Annotated in this window: 18 protein-coding genes; 8 read left to right on the top strand and 10 right to left on the bottom strand. The window is 62.5% G+C overall.

The window, feature by feature from the left end; all coding sequences use genetic code 11:
• Window positions 1-93 precede the first annotated feature (93 nt).
• The 7 genes from IRZ24_RS01950 to IRZ24_RS01920 all read right to left on the bottom strand — a co-directional run bounded on the left by IRZ24_RS01950 (window position 94) and on the right by IRZ24_RS01920 (window position 10,441).
• Window positions 94-390: a hypothetical protein gene (locus IRZ24_RS01950; protein ID WP_297160054.1), complete on the bottom strand. Its 297-nt coding sequence runs from the start codon at window positions 388-390 to the stop codon at window positions 94-96.
• A 624-nt stretch (window positions 391-1,014) separates the two neighbouring features.
• A complete protein-coding gene (locus IRZ24_RS01945) occupies window positions 1,015-1,794 on the bottom strand; it encodes a HAMP domain-containing sensor histidine kinase (protein ID WP_297160053.1) in 780 nt (259 codons plus the stop codon).
• Between the two features lie 220 nt (window positions 1,795-2,014).
• Window positions 2,015-2,227 carry a hypothetical protein gene (locus IRZ24_RS01940; RefSeq protein ID WP_297160051.1) on the bottom strand — a complete coding sequence of 71 codons (213 nt, stop codon included), beginning with the start codon at window positions 2,225-2,227 and terminating at the stop codon, window positions 2,015-2,017.
• Between the two features lie 213 nt (window positions 2,228-2,440).
• On the bottom strand, window positions 2,441-2,746 hold the full coding sequence (locus tag IRZ24_RS01935; RefSeq protein ID WP_297160049.1) for an FmdB family zinc ribbon protein: 306 nt from the start codon (window positions 2,744-2,746) through the stop codon (window positions 2,441-2,443).
• Between the two features lie 330 nt (window positions 2,747-3,076).
• The gene (gene uvrC / locus IRZ24_RS01930) at window positions 3,077-5,050 is read right to left on the bottom strand and encodes an excinuclease ABC subunit UvrC (protein WP_297160048.1); all 1,974 of its coding nucleotides are present in this window, start codon (window positions 5,048-5,050) and stop codon (window positions 3,077-3,079) included.
• A 464-nt stretch (window positions 5,051-5,514) separates the two neighbouring features.
• Window positions 5,515-10,095 carry a TIR domain-containing protein gene (locus IRZ24_RS01925; protein ID WP_297160046.1) on the bottom strand — a complete coding sequence of 1,527 codons (4,581 nt, stop codon included), beginning with the start codon at window positions 10,093-10,095 and terminating at the stop codon, window positions 5,515-5,517.
• A 100-nt stretch (window positions 10,096-10,195) separates the two neighbouring features.
• Window positions 10,196-10,441, bottom strand: coding sequence for a hypothetical protein (locus tag IRZ24_RS01920; RefSeq protein ID WP_297160044.1), 246 nt, complete (start codon window positions 10,439-10,441; stop codon window positions 10,196-10,198).
• Window positions 10,442-10,727: 286 nt separating this feature from the next.
• Here IRZ24_RS01920 and IRZ24_RS01915 point away from each other — a divergent pair, with 286 nt between their 5' ends.
• Window positions 10,728-11,027, top strand: coding sequence for a helix-turn-helix transcriptional regulator (locus tag IRZ24_RS01915; RefSeq protein ID WP_297160042.1), 300 nt, complete (start codon window positions 10,728-10,730; stop codon window positions 11,025-11,027).
• A gap of 510 nt (window positions 11,028-11,537) precedes the next feature.
• On the opposite strand, the gene IRZ24_RS01910 is transcribed toward IRZ24_RS01915, so the two are convergent.
• Window positions 11,538-11,942, bottom strand: a complete 405-nt coding sequence (locus IRZ24_RS01910; RefSeq protein ID WP_297160040.1) for a hypothetical protein — start codon at window positions 11,940-11,942, stop codon at window positions 11,538-11,540.
• A gap of 198 nt (window positions 11,943-12,140) precedes the next feature.
• On the opposite strand from IRZ24_RS01910, the gene IRZ24_RS01905 reads away from it, so the two are divergent.
• From IRZ24_RS01905 to IRZ24_RS01895, 3 genes are all read left to right on the top strand, one after another.
• On the top strand, window positions 12,141-12,410 hold the full coding sequence (locus IRZ24_RS01905; protein WP_297160039.1) for a helix-turn-helix transcriptional regulator: 270 nt from the start codon (window positions 12,141-12,143) through the stop codon (window positions 12,408-12,410).
• Window positions 12,411-12,756: 346 nt separating this feature from the next.
• On the top strand, window positions 12,757-13,026 hold the full coding sequence (locus tag IRZ24_RS01900; RefSeq protein WP_297160037.1) for a helix-turn-helix transcriptional regulator: 270 nt from the start codon (window positions 12,757-12,759) through the stop codon (window positions 13,024-13,026).
• A gap of 417 nt (window positions 13,027-13,443) precedes the next feature.
• Entirely contained in the window at window positions 13,444-15,105 is a 1,662-nt protein-coding gene (locus tag IRZ24_RS01895) for a tetratricopeptide repeat protein (RefSeq protein ID WP_297160034.1), read from the top strand.
• A 155-nt stretch (window positions 15,106-15,260) separates the two neighbouring features.
• On the opposite strand, the gene IRZ24_RS01890 is transcribed toward IRZ24_RS01895, so the two are convergent.
• Entirely contained in the window at window positions 15,261-15,419 is a 159-nt protein-coding gene (locus tag IRZ24_RS01890; RefSeq protein ID WP_297160033.1) for a hypothetical protein, read from the bottom strand.
• 142 nt (window positions 15,420-15,561) lie between these two features.
• On the opposite strand from IRZ24_RS01890, the gene IRZ24_RS01885 reads away from it, so the two are divergent.
• From IRZ24_RS01885 to IRZ24_RS01870, 4 genes are all read left to right on the top strand, one after another.
• Window positions 15,562-17,010 (top strand): tetratricopeptide repeat protein, encoded by a 1,449-nt coding sequence (locus tag IRZ24_RS01885; protein WP_297160032.1) that lies wholly within the window; start codon window positions 15,562-15,564, stop codon window positions 17,008-17,010.
• 299 nt (window positions 17,011-17,309) lie between these two features.
• Entirely contained in the window at window positions 17,310-18,113 is an 804-nt protein-coding gene (locus IRZ24_RS01880) for a hypothetical protein (protein WP_297160030.1), read from the top strand.
• Window positions 18,114-18,318: 205 nt separating this feature from the next.
• A complete protein-coding gene (locus IRZ24_RS01875) occupies window positions 18,319-19,047 on the top strand; it encodes a hypothetical protein (protein ID WP_297160028.1) in 729 nt (242 codons plus the stop codon).
• Complete coding sequence (locus IRZ24_RS01870) at window positions 19,044-19,739, top strand: hypothetical protein (protein ID WP_297160026.1); 696 nt, start codon at window positions 19,044-19,046, stop codon at window positions 19,737-19,739. Before IRZ24_RS01875 ends, IRZ24_RS01870 begins: the two co-directional genes overlap by 4 nt.
• Before the next feature lie 27 nt (window positions 19,740-19,766).
• On the opposite strand, the gene IRZ24_RS01865 is transcribed toward IRZ24_RS01870, so the two are convergent.
• The gene (locus IRZ24_RS01865) at window positions 19,767-20,570 is read right to left on the bottom strand and encodes a helix-turn-helix domain-containing protein (protein WP_297160024.1); all 804 of its coding nucleotides are present in this window, start codon (window positions 20,568-20,570) and stop codon (window positions 19,767-19,769) included.
• Between the last annotated feature and the right edge of the window lie 142 nt (window positions 20,571-20,712).

Here is a 20,712-nt window from a genome sequence, read left to right as displayed (position 1 = left end):
AGGGCCGCGCGCTGTTGGCTGCGACAGGCGCAGCCTCTAGCGACCGACTACCATCTAGAACATGACCTACAGAGCAGACTGAGATGGCCTGGTTCAGGCCGTCTCAATCGTGGGGCCGCCACTACTTGGCTCAGCCTGTGGTTGCTGGGCGGCAGGAGCCGGCTCGCTGTAGTCGCCTTCCTGGGCGGGGCGCTTGAAGACGTAGTAGGCCGAGGTCGAGGTCAGGGGCTGGATGCCCACCAGTTCCCAGCCCTCGCGTCCCAGGCTGCTCAGATAGCGACGTACGAAAGCGCTGCGTCGCTCGTTACCGATCAGGGTCTCCAGGCCTTCGCAAGAGATGCGTCCGCGGGTATCAATATAAGCGACCTTGTAGGCCCACTGCTGTGCCATAGCGCTTGCTCCTTTCAAGATGCTGGCCTCAGCCTCTCTGGCTGAGGGCGGCCTCGATAGGCCGGTACGGGCGAGGCGAGACGGACGACGGACAAAGCGCCCTGCCAGAATCAGTCAAAGAAAACCGGCAGCGCCTCGCTGACCTGACCTGATTGATGATCCCGGCACCTGGTGGGGCAGGCGCCAGACCCGTGGTGGCCTGCCATCCGTACCTGCTGAAGCCACATCCGGTGGCCTCCCTGGCGCCGGACAGGCCAGCCTGACGCCTCGCACGCTCTTGCCAGGTCCTGTGGCCTCTCCGCCAGACGCCGGAGCCTGCCGGGTTCCACAATGCAACAGGCTCCGGGCGAGGCAGGAGGACAGGCTCCCACGGGTCTCTCTGCCCAGGAAACAGTATAGTCGTTGGCTCGCTGCCGCGCACCGTCAGAAGGCAGGGGACCAGGGCCGGGAAAATCGCCAGGGAAGGACCCTGGTCAAATGACCAGGGGCAGTGGCGCAGAGCGGCTGAGGGAGGAGTAAGCAGGGAGAGAAGAGCAGGCGTGGCCTTGGGACCGGGTCGGAGAGGGCTGCCCGCGGCACGCTGCTGCGGGGTGCCATCGGCGGGCAAGTGGCCGGACGACAAGACTAGGACGAGAGGGGGAGATCAAATGAGAAGGTGGTCCCTTGCTCCTCGGCGCCAGGACGCTCCAGGCGCAGAGTACCGCCGTGAGCCTCAACGATGCTCTTCGTAATATAGAGGCCTAGGCCCGACCCCTGGCGGCTGCGTGCCGTCTGCAGCCGTACGTAGGGACGGAAGATGCTGTTGATCTCCGCCGCGGGGATCACACGCCCCACGTTGTGGACACTCACGCGTACGAGATGCTCCTCGGGCTGGCTGACGCGGACCGTAATGGTCGTGTGCTCGTCGGAGTACTTGATGGCATTGTCCAGTAGATTGCCAATGGCCTGCTGAAGACGCTCGCCATCCCAGCGACCGACAAGTGGCCTCTCAGGAGCCTCGACCTCGAGGCGATGATAAGGGGCCAGGGGGCGGAACTGTTCCACTAGCTCGCGAATCAGGGCGACAATGTCACACTCGCCTAGCAGCAGCTTGAACTGACCGGTTGACAGATAAGAAGCATCAAGCAGATCATTCACCAGGCGCTTGAGACGCTGGGCCTGGCTGATAATAATCGCTGTGCCACGCTCGATGGTCTCGCGGCGGCAGTTGGGGCGAGCAATCATTTGGGCATAGTTGATGATAGGAGCGAGTGGGCCACGCAGCTCATGAGCAATCATGGCGGTAAACTGCTCTTTACGGGCTAGCTCCTCTTGCAGGAGCATATTGGCACGAGTCAACTCATCTACCTGTTGCTGCAGCGCCCTGACAACCTCTTCCTGCGACTGCTTGCGGTGAGCTCGCATGCGTGTGGCCTCCCTACTCGCTCGGTGGCTAATACATCGTTAAGTATACACTTAATCCACGTGGCCAGCGGTTGAGGCGGAAGCCGCTGGGAATTTTGGGGGAGAGAAAGGTAAAGGAAGCGGGCTTCCGCTCTTGGGAAGGCGGCGCGCCGCTGTCAAGAGGGGCAGGCAAGCGCCTGCGCTTGCTGCCTCTCGACAGCCGCCACGCTCATTAAATTGCTCATTCTGCCGGAATCAGGCCTAATTCGCGCAGCTCTTCCTGTGCCCCCTCGCTCAATTGAGTGAGGTCGAGGCTGGGATCGGCATGGGCGATCAGGTGGCGCAGCCGCTCAATGATTTCCTGGCGTGTGTAGAAGTCGGTCGCCAGCCACAGTTCGCCAACCGTGATTTCGATTTGCCGGCGCTGCAGAGCGGCCAAAGCCGATTCGGCCATGCGTTATAGGCTCCCTTCTTCAGGGTTCGCTTGTGCTCGCTGATGATACTCTTGCTGGCTCGGACGCCAAGCTCAGCCTGCCTTGTCGCCTGTTGCCAGTCAGGGAGGCACACCTGGCCCTGATCATCGCTGCCTGGCTACTGGTCTGCCTGGCCACCGCGAGGGCGATGGCTGGACGAGGGCTTGTGCTAGCCGGCTGGCTGGCTGGCTGGCTTAGGAGCTACTGCTGCTGCTGGAAGCCACGGGAGCTTTCCCGCTGCCCTCAGTGGTGGCTGCGGAGCTGCTGCTCTCGCTGGACTTGCTGCTCTCGCTCTGGGATGAGCTGCTACCGTTGGCACTGGAGCCGTTATAGTCCGTCTTATAGAAGCCGTGCCCTTTGAAGACGATCCCCGTTGGGAAGAGCACGCGATGAATTTCGCCGCCACACTGTGGGCAAACCGTTAAAGGATCGTCAGTGATTTTCTGCCAGATCTCGAAACGATGCTCACATGCCCGGCACGCATATTCATACGTGGGCATAGGGTGCTGTCACCTCCGCGCCAGAACATGGCTCAACACTAGAGAACGGAAGGAGGTCAAATCATGACTTCCTTCCCTTCATAAGAAACAGGAGGGAAAGCGTAGCCGCTTTCCTCCTTGCCTGACAAGAGAGCGTCTGCACAATTTACGAGATGCTCTACATTAAATAGTAATCGCCGATCTCCTCGTTGTCAATCGAAGGCGGGGAGTGCTAGCGCTCGCCGTGGGTTGCCAGCAGGAGCGGCTGCCACGGCTTGCTTTCGGCTGTTCTGCCCGGCAGGCTGGGCTGGCTGGGACGTGCCCGGCGGCAGGCCAGGCCCAGCCTGCCGACTAGGATTTGCCGATGTATTCTTTGACCTTTTCGGCAGCGGCGCGCGTCATGCCCTCGACGGCGGCTAGCTCTTCGATGCTGGCCTGGCTGATGGCCTGCAGTGAGCCGAAGTGCTTGAGCAGGGCCTGCTTGCGTCTGGGGCCGATGCCCGGGATCTCGTCGAGCTGTGATTTGAATGTGCGCTGGCTGCGTAGCTTGCGATGGTAGGTGATGCCAAAGCGGTGGGCCTCGTCGCGGATGCGCTGCAGTAGGTAGAGGCCCTGGGAGGTGCGCGGTAGACGCAGCGGTTCGGCGCTGCCTGGCAGGTAGATCTCTTCGGCGGTCGGCAGGCGGCTGTGTGAGCCTTCTTCTTTTGCCAGTCCGATGACAGGAACTTCGACGTGCAGCTCTTCGAGGACCTGCAGGGCGGCATTGAGCTGGGCTTTACCGCCGTCGATGACGATGAGGTCCGGTAGAGGCCAGTCGTGGCTGAAGGCGGCGGCTTGCGCGGCAGCGTTCTCGATGCTGTTCTCTGCCTCGTCCGCCTCTTTGGCGGAGGAGGGCGCTCCCGTGCCCGGCTCGCGACGGAAGCGGCGGCGCAGGATCTCTTGATGGCTGGCGGGGTCATTGGCGCCTTCGACGCTCTTGATGCGAAAGCGCCGGTACTCTGCTGGCTTGGGGCGCCCGGCTTCAAAGACGATCATGGCTCCAACGGCGCTGCTGCCCTGGATGTTGGAGACGTCGTAGCATTCGATGCGGTAGGGCGGCGCCGCCAGGTTCAGGGCGGCCTGCAGCTCTTCAAGGGCAAGCTGGGTCTTCTGGCTGTCGCTGAGCCATTTGATGCGCTGCTGCTCGAGCACTTCCTGGGCGTTCTGTTTGACCAGCTCGATGAGGCTGCGCTTGTCTCCGCGCCGCGGAATGCTCAGGCTGACAGCTTTGCCGCGCCGGCTTTTGAGCCAGGCCAGCAGCATATCGCGGTCATCTGGCTCGACTTCCAGGACGATTTCGGCGGGAATGTGGGGCGCGCTCTCGTAAAACTGCTGCAGGAAGGAACTCATGATTTCCCCCGGGCTGCTGTCGCGGGTGCCTTGCAGGATGAAGTATTCGCGCCCGATGAGTTTGCCAGCGCGGAAAAAGAAGACCTGGGCGCAGGTTTCGTCTTCGGCGCTGGCCAGGGCGATGACGTCCTGGTCTTCTTGCCCTTCGGTGTTGATGATGCGCTGCTTCTCTAGTATGTGCTCGACGGCGCGGATGCGGTCGCGCAGGCGGGCGGCTTCCTCAAAGTTGAGGGCCTCAGCGGCCTCGTGCATGCGGGCCTCGAGCTGCTTGACGACTTCCTCATGTTTGCCTTCGAGGAAAAGAATGACCTGGGCGATGATGGCGTCGTAGTCTTCGCGCGTGGCGTAGCCGACGCACGGAGCCAGGCAGCGATGAATGTAGTATTGCGTGCAGGGCCGGCTCAGGTACTTGGGCTTCCAGCCAGGTGGCGTCGGACCATTGCGCGGCGGGGCCCAGGCGCTGCCGTCGTAGCGGCAGGTGCGGAAGGGGAAGAGTTTGTTGAGCAGGTCAAGGGTGGCGTCGACGGCGGCTGAGCTGGTGTATGGTCCAAAGTAGCGGTTGCCGTCACGCTGGTAGTTGCGCACGCGATAGACGCGCGGAAAGTCTTCGCTGAGGGCTACTTTGATGTAGGGATAGTTTTTGTCATCCCGCAGCAGAACATTGTATTTCGGGCGATATTGCTTGATGTAGTTGCTTTCGAGTACCAGGGCTTCGATCTCGTTTTCGACGACGACGTATTCGATGTCGTCGACGCGCGCGACCATGCTGCGATTCTTGGGGCTGAGGTCGGCGGATTCCTGAAAGTAGGAACGGACGCGCTGATGGAGTGAGACGGCTTTGCCGACATAGATGATTTGCCCCTGGGCGTCTTTCATGAGGTAGATGCCCGGCTTGTGGGGCAGGCTGTTGAGGACACTGCGGATTTTGTCGTTCATACTGGCGTCTTCGCTCGTTGGTCTGGCTGATTTGCTGGCTGTGGCCTCTGGCTGGCTCTGCCTGAGTTGCTTACTTGCTGGTGGCAGCACGGAGGCAGGGCAGGCACCGGAACCGCTGCGGGCTGCCGCCGCATTTCATTATATCATGGCAGGGGTGGGCTGGTGCCTGGCCGGGAAAGGTGGGCTGTGGCCAGTGCGCCTGTGGGTGCTGGGTGGGGCAGGGACGCGAGACGGAGGAGAGGCGTGGTGGCGCTGCAGGCCGCGGGAGTCGCCTTGATGGCGGGTCTGGCTCTATCGAGAAGCGGGGCCTGTCCGGGAGGCTGGCTTGTGAGGCAGCGGCGGGTCGAGGCGAGAGTGGGAGGAGGCGGGGCAGCACGGTCGGCATTGGCCTGGCGAGGTGCAGCGCATTGGAGCTGTATGGAGTTGCGGCTTGGCTTGTGGTGGGCTGAACCGCTTACGGGCCTTCAGTCGACGGCTCCGGCCAGGAAGCGGTCGACGGCGGCAAAGGCCTCGCCTAGAGCCGGCCCAAGCTCGGGTGCTAACCTGAGCAAGCCCCCGATCAGTGGAAAGAGTCGCAGCGCCTGCACGCGCGTGCCAACGCGCAGCCACTCCCGCTGGACCAAACGCAGTAGCTCCTCATGCGCGCCAGCCTCGTCCAAGGCCTGCCCCAGCGCCAGCAAGGCCTGCGCCTGTTCCTCCTCGGTAGGGATCGCTGCGCTGAGAGCCTGAGCCTCTGCCCAGAGCTGGCGTGCTTGCTCACGCTCACCAGCCTGCGCCAGCGCTCGCCCCAGGACCGCTAAGGCCTGCGCCCGCTCCTGATCCACGGCAATGCTCTTACTGATGCGCCGCGCGGCTTCCCACTTGCCCGCCTCGGCTAGCGCGGTGACCAACCTGGTCGCCAGCTTGCTGGCCCGCCAGCCATGCGGAAAGCGCTTCAAGAGGCGCTCCGCCTCGTCCCACTCGCGGGCAGTAATCAGGGTCTTGGTCAGATCAGCCAGGGCCTCAGCCTGTACCCATTCGCCCGTCAGGCCGGCGATACACTGCTCGCTTTGCTGCCAGTACTGCCGCGCTCGCTCAGGCTCGCCCGCGGCGGCGACGGCTCCCCCCAGGGAGGCCAGCAGCTCAGCCCGCTGCGGCGCCTCCAGGCCCTCGATGAGCTGCTCAGCCTGGCGCCAGCACTCCTCAGCCCGCGCCTGCTGCTCTGGCTCTGCTCGCTGGGCGTAGGCCTGCCCCAGGATCAGCAGGGCCTCGACCCGCTGAGGGGCCAGCTCAATGGCCCGAGAGAGCCGCTCGGCCTCATCAAGGTTCCCGGCCCTGGTCAGCTCGCGGACCAGCAGCACTTGAGCATCGGCCCGCTCCCAGCCCCCGGGCACGCGCTCGACAATGCGTTCGGCCTCGGCCCATTCACCAGCCCGAGCCAGCTCGCGCGCCAGAGCCTGGTAGCCGTCGGATTGCTCCCAACTGCTGTCTTCTGCGGCGATCAGGGTTTCGGCTTCCTGCCAGAGGCGCCGGGCCCGCTCTCTGGTCCCCGCCTGCGCCTCCAGCCGTCCAAGATAGGCCAGCACCTCGCCCCGCTCTTGGCCCTCCACCAGGCTGCGGACGCAGCGCTCCGCCTCATCCCACCAGGCCGCCGGTGATTCGAAGGCTGTGACGAGCGTGATAGCGGCCCGGCGCTGCTCGCGTGTCCTGGCCTGCTTCCGCACCAGCTTGACCACCTGCCACCAGAGCTGCTCAGCCTCGGCCTGCTGTCCCGTCTGGCTGAGGCCCCGGCCCAGGGCGATAAGGACCTCAGCGTGTTGCTGCCAGTCGCCAATCGTACTGGCGATGCGGACGGCCTCCTGCCAGCGCTCAAGCTGAACCAGGCTTCTTGTCAGCAGGGCCAGGGCGTCGCGCCGTTCTTCGCCGTCCGGCAGCGCGCGCGTGATCGCCTCCGCCTGCCGCCAGTAGCGCTGCGCCTCTGCCGACAGACCCGCTCGCGCCGCTGTCTGCCCAAGCAGGACACAAGCCGCCTGCTGCTCGTCAGCGCGCTCTAGCCGCCTAAGCTCGGCTTCTGCCTGCTGCCAGAGGCACCGCGCTGCGCTCGCCTGACCACGCTCGGCATGCGCCTGGCCAAGCGCGGCCAGGGCCTGCAAACGCTCGCGCGGGCGCGTGATGCTGCTGCTCAGGGCCTCGGCCTCCTGCCAGCGCCCGGCAGCGATCAGGGCCTGAACCAGGCTCAGACGGGCCTCGGCCTCCTGGCCCTGGTCGTTGATCTGCTGGCAGAGGGCTTCTGCTTCCTGCCAGCGGGCGGCGCTGACCAGCGCGCGCACCAGTACTAGCTGTGCTTCACCCCGCTGCCACCGGTCGGGAATGCTCTCACAGAGGCGCTTGGCCTCGCTCCAGCGCTGAGCACTGGCCAGAGCTTGCACCAGTCTGACTAAGGCGCTGGCCTGCTCCCAGGGAAAGGCTATGGTCATGGCCAGCCGCTCGGCCTGCTGCCATAAGGATTGCGCTCGCTCTTGCTCGCCAGCCTGGGCCAGTGCGCGCCCTAGCTCGGCCAGGGCGGCGACGCGTGCTCCAGCAGCCTCTTCGGGGATGGTGACCAGCGCCTGATCGGCGTCGCTCCAGCGCTGGGACCGTGCCAGGGCGGTGACCAGGGCCTGACGCGCTTCGTTCTGCAGGGTCTCGGCGGGCATGACTTCGATGATCTCCTCGATCTCGTCGCTCTGTCCGGCTTCGGCCAGCCCTTGGGCGATCTCTAAGAGGGTCTCTGCGCATGGCTCGGCCAGGGGAATGCGCCGTGCCACGTCGATGGCTGTCCGCCAGAGCTGGAGGGCCGATTCTCGCCAGCCGGCCCTGTAGAGATCCTCCGCCAGCTCGCTCAGTAAGGGGGCCAGACGATCCGGCTCGTAGCTATGGCGCGCCACATCGCAGGCGCGCCAGTAGAGCGGCCCATAGTCTTCCTCCGGCGCTCCCTGCTCCTGGAGCTGGCGCGCGATGGCTACCAGGGCCTCTAGCCGACGCCCGGGATCGCTGATGAGATCGCTCAGCCCAAGCGCCTCATGCTGCCGCCCAAGCTGAACGAGCAGGGCGAAGGCTTGCGGCGGATAGCGCTCAGCCTGACTGCTCAGGCTGCAGCGCAAAAAGGTGTAGCGCCACAGGCGGGGAAGCTGGGCCAGGCCCTCGCTGAAGCTCCAGCCCTCCCAGGCCGCGGCCTGGCGTCCCAGGTCAAGATCGTCAGCGTAGGCGCGGGTGCTCGGATCAAGCTCGTGAATCTTGCGCTGGCCATAGCGACCGGCGTCGAGTAGAGCAAAGAGACGCTCCCAGGCCCGCCCGTAGAAGAGGTGGGCCGCCAGGTGCTGCCGGGCGTAGCTCCGACGCCGGTCCTCGTCAGGATCGTGACGCGCCTCTTGCCAGATCAGCTCACTGCCGCCACGCTCACACCAGTCGGCCAGTATGCGATGCCAATGCGCCTCTTCGGCGACCGTGAAGAGGTACGGCTTGCCCGGCTGTTGGGGGTCCTGACGCAGATAGTCGCGTAGCTTGGAGTGGAAGAGGCTGTAGTGCCCATTGCTGTCGCTGACGAGCAGGCCACCGAGCTGCCGCAAGGCGTCGCGCACCTGATAGGTTGGGAGGGGAGCCAAAATATCGCTCAGGTGAGATGGTCCCAGTGGCTCGCGCGCGACGAGCAGCAGACCCAGCAAGGGGTAGATGGTGCGCTCCCAATGGGGATCTTGCTTGAGACGCTCGATGCTCAGGGTAAAGAGGTTGGCGGGATTGCTGGAGAGACGCGCGCTCAAGGCTTGCGGGGTCAGGGCTGGGTCGCTCGCCAGCTCGCGGGCAGCCAGGTCGAGGTAGAGCGTGTTCTGCTCTGTCAGGGCATAGAGGCGGTCGCCTTCGACGCGCGTGAGCTGCAGGCCGCGCGCCCGCAGAAGCTGCTCAAAGTCGGCCCGGCTGAGAGGGGGCAGACTGTACTCACGCTCAGGTCCGCGCTGGTGAAGGGCCTCCAGCGTGTCATCGGGCCGGCTGCCGAGAACGAAGACGCAGCCCGGCGGGGGTCTCAGGGGGAGAAAGCTCAGGTCGCGCTTGCCGAAGGGCGAGCGCGGAAGTTGGTCAAGGCCGTCGATGCAGATCAGTACAGGCTTCCCGGCCTCGCCCAGCTCGTTGAGCAGGTTCCAGAAGGCTGTGGTGAGGGTGGCGCGACTGGTCCCGGCCAACAGTAAGGGCGTCGGGTCAAGAGATTCGGCGAGAATCAGGCGCGCCAGCAGGTCGCGCAGCAAGGCTACGACGTGATCGCTCGGCGGGTCCAGCGGCAGGAAGTGATGGGGCACACGCTCCGGTCCCTCTTCCTGGACCAGACGGGCAATGAGGCTGCTTTTGCCCTGGCCAGCCTGCCCGCTGATGATCAGGTAGCCGCCGCCCGGCTGTAGTTCGGCGATGTGCCGGCGGATGGCGGCTAGCTCGGCGCTGCGGCCAACAAATCCCCGGACACGGCTGGCGATAAAGGGACGATGGTCGACGAGCATGGCGCGCACGGCCCGCGCTTGCTCGGGCGCAAGCTGACCGGCCCTGGTAGAACCCTCGCGCCAACGCTGCGCGCTCAGGAGGCGGCGTAGTTCCTCCTCAATGCGATGGAGTCCTTCGTCGCGCGGTCGCCAGAGGCTGAGGGCTTTGGGCGGCTGGCCCGGCGGCAAGGCTTCTAGCTCACCAAGTGGGGTATGCTCCCAGCTCACGGGACGCACAATGATGGGGACAACTGTGACCTCACGCTCGCGCCGCCGCGCCAGGGCTATCTCCATTTCTTGCAGACACTGGTCGTCGGTGAGAAAGTCGGGGCTGATCAGGAGCAGAATGAGATTGGCGCTCTCAAGGGCGGCACGTCTGGCCTGCTGATAGTCGCTGCCAGCCAGTACCTTTCCTGGCCCGCTGATGTGCGGGGCCTCCAGGCCCGCGGCCCGCGCGGCCAGCCTTACCCGTCTCTCGATATGCTCGCTCCAGTTGCGTTCCGCGCTGGCATGGCTGATGTAGACGCGCAGGCCCCAATTGGCTCGGCTCTCGGCTTGCATGCTGCTCCTCCTGCCTCCTCAGCCTGATCCCAGCTTATGAACCTGGCCAGGCGATCCGGCTGCGCTCTGCGCTGCCTGGTGACGGGCCTGGCCAGCGCTCTCAGCTCTCGGGCGGCACGGGCAACCCATGACTCAGCAACCAGTCGCGTAACCAGGGGATCTTGGAGACGTTCCAACGACAGACCGGAAGGCAGGCAAAGGCTTGGGCCGACAGCCCGGTGCTCTCGAGATAGGCGTCCAGCTTCTCGGGGCTGGTGATCTCTGGCAGGTCCCAGGTGCGCTTTGTCCAGTCGGCGTTATCTGGGTAGGCGTCGGGACAAAATAGCTGACTCGGCTCCGCTTCCATGATGGCGCGCTTCCTTTCTGCCAGCGGCTGACCCACGCCTGTGGGCTTTCCCCAGAGACGAGGCAGCTCGCTGCTCTTGTCTTACAAAGCTGCCCGCTTCTTCTGCGAGTATACCATAAAATACAGCTCGCGTCATCCATAATACTGGTCCCTTGTATATGGTAGAGCATACAAAGAAAGCAGTCAGTACTTTGCTGCGGAGGATGCTGCTTTTTCACAAAAGTCTTCCCTAAAGGCGACGCTTGCGCTATACTGTCGGAAATAGCTTGCATCTGAGGAGAGAACCGTGCTTCGGCTGCGCTTGAAAGAGGTCGCACGTGAGAAGGGACTGTCAATGAACCAGCTATCACATTGTGCTGGAGTCAGCTATAACATCATTAAGGCCATTTATCGCAATCCTTATCGGCCCACCAATACCGCCACCGTCAACCGCCTGGCGCGAGCCTTGGGGGTGCCAACGACCGCCCTCATGGAGGATGTTTCAGAGGAAGACATGGCGCGCGAGCAGCTCGCCCTGGCGGCAGAACTGGCCATACCGCGCCGGCCCGGGCGCCAGCCTCGCCAGCAGAGCCGGTCCCCGGCGTAAACAGAGGGGTCCACGCCCAGCGCCTCAACTCAATCAGCCAGGCTCTTAACTTGAAGGGGAGCGGCGACGCGCCGCTCTGCCAAAGGCGGGCCAGCGCAGGCAGGCCCTCATAGGATAGAGGAGGTCAGCCAGCCAGCACGGACAGCACAAGGCGAGGGCGGCAAACGCACAGGCGCTGTCGTTGACTGTCTCAGCCGCCAGCTTGCTCTTACCTGGCCATCGGGGCGAGGGAAACAACAGCGAAGGCCGCAGCCCTGACCGGGCCTGGCCAAAGGATGACGTGCGTGGTCCACCCGCGCCGGCTCGAGTCGACGCGCCCACTCACGCCATCCCGCGGAAGCTCTGCCACCGCTACCTTGCGTCAGACAGTTGCAGGCGGAGAGCAGAGAAGAGGGGCCTTCTCGCTCTTTGGCAGGCAGGCCAACAGGTAGGGGATGCAGGTCGCCAGCGCAAGAACAGGGATAGAGAGAGAGAAGGGTTGCCAGAAGGCCCCTCTTCAGTAGCCGAGCTTCAGGAGCTGCTCTCACCTCCTTTCCGGGTCGACTGCATGGGCGGCAAAATCAGGCTCAAATAGCCACGCAGTTGCTCACAGCTCGCCAGGACCTGATCGCGCTCCTGCGTGGCGGCGATCTTGCCTCGTACCAGCCGCGTAAAGGCGGCAATGGCCTCGGTGATCAGCCGCAACTCTTCCCAGCTCAGCATGATGACCTGCCCGCTGAGAATCTGCTCGATCTTGAGCAGCGCAAGCTGGATCTGATTGATGCGACGCTCATCTACCGCTGGCCGCGCCTGATCAGCCTGACCGCTCTGGAGATAGCGCCCGTGGAAGAGCAGGATGTACTTGATGGCTTTGAGGTCATCGGCCCCAATTCCCATCATCACCCGCTTCTCCCCCCGTTGCCCCTCCTTCATCATGCACTTCCTTTCTGTTGCGGCAAGATGACACTTTCTTCCAATCCCTTGCTTGTGCTTGGGATTAGCCTTAACCCATCCAAATTATATCTTCAAAGTATCAATTTGTAAATATATCCTTTCAAGGAGATACCAAGAAGTGGAATTACCTGTGTAGCGACTGGCTGGTATGCTAAGAAAAAAACAGGTGGAGGAACCAGCTTGCTGCGCCTGCGCGTTAAAGAAGTTGCCTTAGCAAAGAGAATGTCAATGCATAGACTTTCTCTGCAAGCACAGCTCAGCTATCACGTCATTCGCGAGATCTTTGTTGATCCCTACAAACCGGTCTCCTCGGACACAATCAATCGCATCGCTGAAGCGCTGGGCGTGCCCGTCACCGAGATCATCGAAGATGTCCCGCGGGAGCAGGCTGAAAAGGAGCGACAGCGCCTCAAAAGGAAATCGTCCGAGTATGAGACTGAGCCTGATTGAACGCTTGACGATAGATGAGCAATGATGGACATCCGGTCAACCAATTGCCCCAAGGCTGGCGCAGTGAGAGAGAATAAGCCAAAAGACGTGCGCTCGCGTGCAAACACTCTGACAATGGTGTATACTCTTCATAACAGTAGAAAAGAAGCGCTTGCTTGCTTAGCCATCGCTGGTGGCGGCTGGCGTGTGGCCTGGCGACCTCAACGGTGGGCAGGCGCCGACGGTCCACTACTGTTAGAAAGCGTGAAGCGGCCAGACACAGAGGTGGATGAGGGGGCCAGCCGCGGAGGAGCGCCTCATTCACCGCGTGCTATGCTCTGCATGGCTGGAAAGTTGAGAGGAATGCATGTTACGTCTGCGAGTCAAAGAAGTAGCTCAAGAGAAAAATATATCAATGCATCGTCTTTCTATGTTAGCGGAAATTAGCTATTACATTATTCGTGGTATTTGCGCCAATCCCTATAGAACGATCTCCACCTATACCCTCAATCGCATCGCCGAAGCGCTGGACGTACCCGTCACGGCCCTCATCGAAGACGTATCGCGGGAGCAAATGCAAGAAGAACTGCAGCAGCTCAAGCGCAAGGCAGCCAGAGGCAAGCGTCCCCCTCATTAGGAGCGCGCGAGCGAAAGAGCAACACCAGCGCAACGCCCACCAGGCGGCGAGAGCTGGCCTCTCCAGAACCCTCGCCGCAACAGGAGGGCAGAAGCGCAAGCGAGCGACATCGCGTGCAAACACCCTGGCGAATAGTGTATACTCTTCACAAGAGAAGAAAAGGGGCGTCTGCTTGCTGGATCGTCGTCCAGCGCAATGCTGATGCTGTCTGGGGTGACTGAGCGGAGCGCAGGCCAGCGAGAGGCGCAGCGCTGGGTGACAGAAGAGGCGAGCGGGCGCCAGAGAGAGACAACAGGACAAGCCAGCCCAAGCGGAGCGCGCCATCCTGGCCCGTCCCTCACGCCGCCACCTGGCCGGCGAGCGAAGCGATCCACTCCGAGGCGTGCTCTACAGAGCTGGAGAAAGGAGCAGCCTCGCATGACTACCGACGGCGAAAGGCTGGCCCTGGAACAAGCGATCGCTCAGCGCCAGCGCGAACTAGAGCACCACCGCCGCAGCGGTGATCGCTGGCACCAGGCGACCACCCTCCATGAACTGGGAGGACTCTACCAACAGCTAGGGCAGCCCGGGCAAGCGCTCACTTCATACGAGCAGGCCCTGACCATCTTCCAGCAGCTTGGTGACTCCCAGGGAGAAGTTGCCACCCTTCACAACCTTGGCGTCCTCCTCAGAGACGAGGACCCCGAGCGCGCGCGAGCCGCTTACGAGCAAGCCCTGACCATCCTGCGCCACCACAACGACCGACGAGGGCAGGCCTTCACCCTCCACAACCTTGGCCAGCTTTACGAAAGTCTTGGGCGTGACGAACAGGCAAAGGCCGCCTACCAGGAAGCCATTGCGATCCTGCAGGCCCTGGGCGAACCCAGCAACGAGGCCGTCCCCTTCATCAACCTGGGGCGGCTGGCCGAGCGACGCGGGCGCTACGACGAGGCCCGCCAGCACTACCAGCAAGCGCGCCAACTCCTGCAGCAAGCCGGTGCCCTCCAGCGCGAACTGATAGTCATCAAAGACCTGGGGCGGCTGGCCGAGCGTCAGGAGCACTACAAAGAAGCCCGGCGCCTCTACGAAGAAGCCTGCGTCCTCTGCCGGAGACTTGGCTACCGTGAAGGCGAAGTCGGCTTTCTCCTCAGCCTGGCTGGGGTCTACCACCAAAGCGGGCAGCTCCTGCAGGCGCGAGCCACCTACGAGCAGGCCCTGACCCTGCAAGCCGGGAGCCAGAGTGACCCTCTCGGCCTCTTCGCCATCCACATCGACCTTGGCGGCCTCCTCTTTCAGCTTGCCCTCACCGGGAGCGCCCGCCACCACTACGAGCAGGCCCTGACCCTGGCCAGGAGCAACGACCTGCCCCCCTCCTGCGAATACATGAGCTGGAACGCCCTCGGGCAGTTCTTCCATTACCTGGGCCAGCCTGTTCAGGCCATCGACCGCTATCGACGGGCCTTCCTTGGCCGCGCCCGCAGCGGCGACACCACCGGCCTCATCCTCACCCTGCGCTCCATCAGCGACCTCTACGGCCACTTCGGCCAGCTAGAGAGCGCCCTGGCCCACCTCCTCGAGGCGCGCACCATCGCCGAAGAACAGGGAGACAGCACCACCTGCGCCAGCATCGACGACGAGATCGCTTCCATCCGCGACCAACTTGGTCCCGAAGCCTTGGCCTTTATCCGCCAGATCAGCGAATCTGAGCGCAGCCTCCTGATCGAGGCCACCATCGCCGGCATCATCCCCCCCGAGCCTAGCCAGCAAGAGCGGCTCATCCTGCCCCCCGAGCAGCTCAGCCCACTGATCGAGCGCATCAGCCTGGCCCTGGCGGACCAGAGTCCGCCCCAAGAGAGGCAGGCCCTGCAGAGCGAACTAGAGCACCTGCGGGCCCAGGCCCAGGCCCAGAGCGCGCCTGACGAGGCCGAACAGCGCGCCCGCGCCGCGGCAGCCGACTTCTACGCCGCCCTCCTGGCCCTCCTAGAGGGAGAGCCTGCCGAGCTGCCCCCCGAGCATCCCTATGCCCTGCCGCTCTTCCTTATCCAGAAGGGCCAAACCGCCTGGAGGGCCTTCCAGATAGCAAGCAATCAGCAAGATTAGCCATTTTGGGCTAACTCTCGTGTTCACTTCATGTGCTTCATCTCACTACTTGACCAATAGGTATATCCATCCAGAAAAATTTGTTGTATACTTAAGACAGAAATAGCTACCAAGCAAGTAGCTACGCACCAAGTATATCTCAAGCGTGTAGCTGCTCACAGTAGCGCGGCAGACGGCAGCAGAGCCTGCAGCAGCAGCCGGGGAGGGCCGATTGAAGCGGCGCCGAGACTGAGTGCAGGCAGCACAATCGCCAGGGAGCCGGGAGCAGCTTCTGAGAGCAGCGCCTGGAGCAGGCGCCTGCTGCATAGACGCATCTGGGCCTATCCCCGCGCGAGCCTGACGCCTGGCGCTGACCGAGCGAGAAGAGCGGGAGCAGCCTGGCAGCGAGCAGCGGGCACGTGAAGGAGGCCGGGTCAAACGACCCCTAGTCTGAGATCATCAGAGGAGCGGCCAGCAATGGCGTTCGAGCAAGAGAATGAAGAGCCGGGTCAGATGACCCGTAGTGAAGCAATTGCGCACTATCAGCAGCAGCTAGAGTGGCAGCGCGCGCAAGGGGACCGGGATGGTGAGATGGCTAGCCTCTTCAGGCTCGGCCTCCTTTTCCAGCGAGAGCATGACCTTGAACAGGCTTGCAACTACTATCAGCAAGCGCTGGCCCTCAGCCGCGAGCGTGGCCTCCCCATCGAAGAAGCCAACGCGCTCTGTAGCCTGGGAACGCTCTATCAACAGCGTGGCCAGCGAGAGCAAGCCTTACAGGCCTATCGCCAGGCTTTAAATATCCAGCGCGAAAACGGCTTCCTCCCGGGCGAAGGTACCACCCTTGGGCGGCTGGCCACCCTCTACCACGAGCTGCACCACGATCAGCAGGCCCTGATCTGCTATCGTGAAGCCCTGGCCATTCATCGGGAAGTAGGCAATCGTCGCTGTCAAGGCACCACGCTCAACAACCTGGGCACCTTCTATCAAGAGCACGGCCAGATCCAGCGGGCCTTACAGTGTTTTCAGGAGGCGCTACTCATCCAACACGAGATCGACGATCGACGCGGCCAGGGAGCTACGCTGAGCAAACTGGCCTGCCTCTCCTTCTCGCTTGGGCAGATCCAGCGTGCCCATGCCTACTATCAGGAGGCGCTGCTCCTGCTCCGTCGCGAGAACGACCGTCCCCTCTTAGCCCTCACGCTCGGCGGCCTGGGCCAGCTCTATCAGACCTGTCTGCAGCCCAGAGAGGCCCTGCGCTGCTATCGTGAGGCCCTTAGCCTCGCGCGCCAGATCCACGACCAGGAGCGCGAAGCCATCATCTTGAGCAACCTGGCGATTTTCTTTGCCTTCTTCAATCAGACGCGCCTGGCGCTGGCCTGCTTTCTACGCATACGCGAGCTGAGCGACTGGCAAGCGCCGCCTGGTCAGCGTGAAGAAGTGGAGGCCTCGATTGCCCTGCTCCATGAGCACCTCCAGGAAGAAGGCATCAACGAGCAACTGGAAGAGTTAGCGCCGCGAGCCGCCGACTTAATCGCCGAAGCGCTGGAGCGACCGCTCACCCAGGCCATGCGTGCCATGAGCAGAGGCGCACTGACACTAGAGATGCTGGCCTTCATCAGCGAAGCGGTCGTCGACGTCTGCACAGCCCATCCCGAGGCCAGTCTAGCGGTGCGAGTGATCCTGCAGCGCGCGCGAGAAGTCCTGCGGGCCCAGCTTGCCAATGGTCTCGCGGGCGTAGGTACCGGCCATCAAGAACTAGAATTTTTTGAGGCCCTGCAGGGCCTGCTGGATGGTCACAGCGTCTCGCTCCCACTGCGGCATCGCTACCAGACGCTGCTAGAGACCCTGAAGCGGGGGATCGATCTCTACTTTAGCGATCCTGATCACCAGCGCCAGGAGCACGCGCCGGGGAGAGGCCAGCCCTAGGCTGAGCCGCCTGAATAGCGGTCGGGCAACCGAGCAGACGTTCGTAGTTGCTGCCTGGCCGCTACAGGCCTGCAGAAGACGAGACTGACATAGTTCAGCGGAAGCGAGAAGCCAGAGCCGCTCTATTTACAACAATCCTGACAAATGTTATCATAGACGAAAATACGTTACACATTCCAAATCAAGAAACAGCGCATCAATGATAAGCTGGGATCTATCATCTGGTGCTACGGTATCGTCAGAGAGCGAGTGAGGGGAGAGGCGCTCAGCCTTGTTCCTCTCTGTAACAAGGGGGATTCATGCAAGAGCCACAGCAAGCCTCAGAGAGGGAAGCCAAGCAAGGCCCATCGCCGGGCTGGGTGGCGGGGCAAATGTCGCCTGTCCAGACAGGAACTGCGGGCGGGCCAGCTCCGCTGGCCCTGCCGGGAGGTGTAAGGAATCGGCGCGGCCTCGTTCTCCGTACCAGCCTCCTCATGGCGCTGGCCTTCTTATTGATCATGGCCCTTCTCCAAGTCTGCACCATGACGTCCGCGGGGAATGTGCTCTATCAGCTATCCCGTGCCATTGCCTCTGGCCTTCTTAGCTCCTCCACTGGGAGCGATACAGTCCTCTCCAGCTTCGTCTATAGCCTGATCTTCAGTCTGGTTCAAACCCTGCTGGCCTCCTGCGTCTATCTCGGCTTCGGCATCTTCCTGGGGCGTCGCACTGGCAACATGAGCGTGGTCATGAGCACCGCTGTCCTGGCGACCCTCTGGTATGTCCTCTTGGACGTCCTGTCACCTTTCATCTCCGCCATTCTCTACTATCAAATGCATGATTTTCCTTTAAATGACCTTGGTAACTATTTTTCTTCGCCTGACTTCATTCAGCCATATATCATTTTCACCATCTTTGATGCATTTATGATCTGTATTTGGGGACTGGGGGCGGCTGCTTTGGGTGGAGAGCTTACCCTCCCAAAGCCGGCGCCAGTGCGACTAGATCCCTACATGCTGCAAGGACCCTTGCCGGTACAGATCCCCCCGCCCATACCAGGGATGAAACCGCCGCAAGGGACAACGCCGAATCAAGAGCCGCCGGCCCCGTCGGGGGGTGCCTGCTAGACCGAGAGCGCCAGAAAGGCGGGCCGCGAGCAGAAAGCGATTCGCACCGTCGGCTGCTTGCGGGCTAGCCTAAGCTCAACCGCACTAGACAAACCAGAGCGCAGCAGGTATACTTTCCATAGGAGCCAACGCAGCAACCGTGCCGCCGGCCAGGCTCCCCGTGGCTGGTGGTCCAATCTGTCGAGGCGAAAAGGACGCCTGTTCAATGGATGCTGAGCGCGCCTCCCAGGCGGAGCCAGAGCCTCCAGGCCTGGGAAGAGAGGAAGCTGTCCCGAGCGAGCCAGAGCCGCCGGGGCCAGAGAGACAGGCGTCAAGGGCAGACGGCCATGCTCGAGAGCATAGCGGCCTCTGGTCGGGGGCTGATCCCAGCCTGCGCAACGCCCTCATCATCCTCACCGTCGTCTGGTATATCATCCTGCTACTCCCCTTCAACCAGAGTCTATTTCTCCTCGGCACCCCGCTGGCCAATTTCCTCATGGCTCATTTCCAATTAGGAGACATCTTCTCCTTCCTGCTGGCCTACACCTGTTGGGCCTGCCTGATCCAAAGCGGCTGTGCCATCCTCTGCTACCTCGCCTGTGGCTGGCCACCCCTGGAACTGGAAAGAGAAGCGCCAGCCCGTCCCCCGAGTCCTCATGGCCTGGTTCCGGCCCTCCTGGCCACCATCTGCTACCTGCTGGCCGATGCCATCCTCTTCTTACCCTTCTTTGACCTCTACCTCTTTATCTACAGCGGCTTCAACATCGCAGAGGTGATCTCTGTCTCCTTCAATACTGGCCTGCTCTTTGCGGTCAGCCTGCTGCTTGTGAGCGGCCTCTTCCTCAACGGCCTACTGGCCTTCACCCTGGGCCTGGGAGCCTACTGGCTGACCAATCGCCTGGGGCGCAGCCGCTTCAAAAGCAGGTTGCGGAGAGAGGAGAACGATCGCCGATGAGCGCGAGCGACGAGCACACCCAACTGCCCCGGCCAGGAGCGGGACCCTGGCCCGCCACAGCGCCGGCTCTCCAAAGAGAAAGTGGAGCTGATAGCCCCACACAGAGCCTCCTGACCAGACACCAGGCGCGGCCTTGTTGGCTACTGACCGGGCTGCTGGCCCTGGCGCTACTCATGCCCAGCCTGCTCATGCTTCCAGGACCCTGGTGGTACCTCTTCGTCCTCTACCTCTTCATTGCCTTCTTCCCGCTCAATCTCGCCTATGCCCTGCTGGCCCTCCTACCCCTGGCCCTCGTCGAAGGGAGCAGACTGCTCATCTACCTGGCCGCCGGCTACCTGCTCACGCGCCAAGGCTGGTGGGCGGCAGAGCCGGAGACGCTCCTGCGCCGAGCCAGCGGCACCTACCTCTGCCTCCACAGCCTACTGCCCTTCATCATCCTGGGCGCCCTTTCCCCGGGCCTCCTCACAGCAAAAGAAAGCATCGAAGGAGGCGGACAAGCGCTGCTAGCCCTGCTCCTGATCAGCCTGATCTGCCAGCTCTTCGACTCCCTGGTGAGAGCGATGGTGGCCCGCACCCTGGGGACCAGAGCCTTTGCCTATGGCCGGCGGCTGGCCATACAAGCGGCAGAGCGTCAAAAGACAGCCCCAGGCCCGCGAGCAAGCGCGAGCGAGGGGGAGCCTTGCACGCCCTAGCGAGGCCCTGCCTGAGAGCAGAGGCCACTACCAGCCCTGCTCACGATAGATCTTCAGCGTCTGCTGATCGCCCGGCACATAGCTCACCATAGAATAGCTGCTCATCCCCGTAAAGACCGTCGTCGCCGTGCGCAGAGTCAGGCGACCCAGCTCGCTATGCTGCACCTGGAAAACAAAGGAAGGAGCCGGCTTCCCGCTGGGATAGGCCGCCGCAGCAATCCGCTTAAACTCCGGCAACTCGCGCAGACGGCGCCACAGCTCCTTATACTCGGGCAAATGCGTCATCGTATGCGTATTGTACAGAAAATCGCTGACCAGGCGGCGAGCCAAATCCTCCCAGCCGTGGAAGCGGCGGCGCATATGCGGATCAAAGACGAACTCCAACAAATGCAGTCTAGGATGATGCTCGGCCAGATGGGGATCGATCTCAAAGAGGCGAAGAGAAGCGTTATTCCAAGAATGCAGGAACCAGAGGCGATCGAGAGAATGGGCCGGGTACGACGTACTCTGCACCAACAGACTGGCCAGCTCGCCCAGCTCCAGCAGAGCGCTGCTCAAATGATCCGGCTCCACATGCTGGCCGGTCAAGCGCGTATACGCCTCATAGAACCGCTGGCACTCCTCGCCCTGCAACTCCAGGGCGCGGGCAATATTGCGCACCACATGCGGAGACGGATTAGCGCGCATGCCGACCTCCAAATGATAAATATAGGTCCGTGAAAGGCGGCTCGCCTGAGCAAGCTGACCCTGAGAAAGGCCATGCTTCTGGCGCAGCTCAGTCAAGAGGCGAGCGAACTCCGAACGCTCAGCGGCCTCAGTGCTCCGACTCATCGCTGAACCATCCTTGTGCGCTTTTATGTGTTAGCTACATGCTCATTATGGCGCAAAATTTGTTAGCTGGCAACGTACCCATCATCGGAAGAGCAACATATAATACTAGTAACAAGTGGGGACTGTATGCTCGGAAGGGTGG

Origin of the sequence: Thermogemmatispora sp., assembly GCF_019683755.1 — a bacterium.
Taxonomy (GTDB): domain Bacteria; phylum Chloroflexota; class Ktedonobacteria; order Ktedonobacterales; family Ktedonobacteraceae; genus Thermogemmatispora.
Note: the sequence above shows the minus strand (reverse complement) of the source record. Positions and strands in the feature narration are given on the sequence as shown.

What these genes read in the sequence shown, in the direction of transcription:
- uvrC (WP_297160048.1), bottom strand. Translation starts at nt 5,050, where the DNA reads ATGAACGACAAAATCCGCAGTGTCCTCAACAGCCTGCCCCACAAGCCG.
- IRZ24_RS01940 (WP_297160051.1), bottom strand. Translation starts at nt 2,227, where the DNA reads ATGGCCGAATCGGCTTTGGCCGCTCTGCAGCGCCGGCAAATCGAAATC.
- IRZ24_RS01880 (WP_297160030.1), top strand. Translation starts at nt 17,310, where the DNA reads ATGCAAGAGCCACAGCAAGCCTCAGAGAGGGAAGCCAAGCAAGGCCCA.
- IRZ24_RS01950 (WP_297160054.1), bottom strand. Translation starts at nt 390, where the DNA reads ATGGCACAGCAGTGGGCCTACAAGGTCGCTTATATTGATACCCGCGGA.
- IRZ24_RS01890 (WP_297160033.1), bottom strand. Translation starts at nt 15,419, where the DNA reads ATGCGTCTATGCAGCAGGCGCCTGCTCCAGGCGCTGCTCTCAGAAGCT.
- IRZ24_RS01885 (WP_297160032.1), top strand. Translation starts at nt 15,562, where the DNA reads ATGGCGTTCGAGCAAGAGAATGAAGAGCCGGGTCAGATGACCCGTAGT.
- IRZ24_RS01895 (WP_297160034.1), top strand. Translation starts at nt 13,444, where the DNA reads ATGACTACCGACGGCGAAAGGCTGGCCCTGGAACAAGCGATCGCTCAG.
- IRZ24_RS01900 (WP_297160037.1), top strand. Translation starts at nt 12,757, where the DNA reads ATGTTACGTCTGCGAGTCAAAGAAGTAGCTCAAGAGAAAAATATATCA.
- IRZ24_RS01925 (WP_297160046.1), bottom strand. Translation starts at nt 10,095, where the DNA reads ATGCAAGCCGAGAGCCGAGCCAATTGGGGCCTGCGCGTCTACATCAGC.
- IRZ24_RS01875 (WP_297160028.1), top strand. Translation starts at nt 18,319, where the DNA reads ATGGATGCTGAGCGCGCCTCCCAGGCGGAGCCAGAGCCTCCAGGCCTG.
- IRZ24_RS01870 (WP_297160026.1), top strand. Translation starts at nt 19,044, where the DNA reads ATGAGCGCGAGCGACGAGCACACCCAACTGCCCCGGCCAGGAGCGGGA.
- IRZ24_RS01865 (WP_297160024.1), bottom strand. Translation starts at nt 20,570, where the DNA reads ATGAGTCGGAGCACTGAGGCCGCTGAGCGTTCGGAGTTCGCTCGCCTC.
- IRZ24_RS01920 (WP_297160044.1), bottom strand. Translation starts at nt 10,441, where the DNA reads ATGGAAGCGGAGCCGAGTCAGCTATTTTGTCCCGACGCCTACCCAGAT.
- IRZ24_RS01945 (WP_297160053.1), bottom strand. Translation starts at nt 1,794, where the DNA reads ATGCGAGCTCACCGCAAGCAGTCGCAGGAAGAGGTTGTCAGGGCGCTG.
- IRZ24_RS01910 (WP_297160040.1), bottom strand. Translation starts at nt 11,942, where the DNA reads ATGATGAAGGAGGGGCAACGGGGGGAGAAGCGGGTGATGATGGGAATT.
- IRZ24_RS01935 (WP_297160049.1), bottom strand. Translation starts at nt 2,746, where the DNA reads ATGCCCACGTATGAATATGCGTGCCGGGCATGTGAGCATCGTTTCGAG.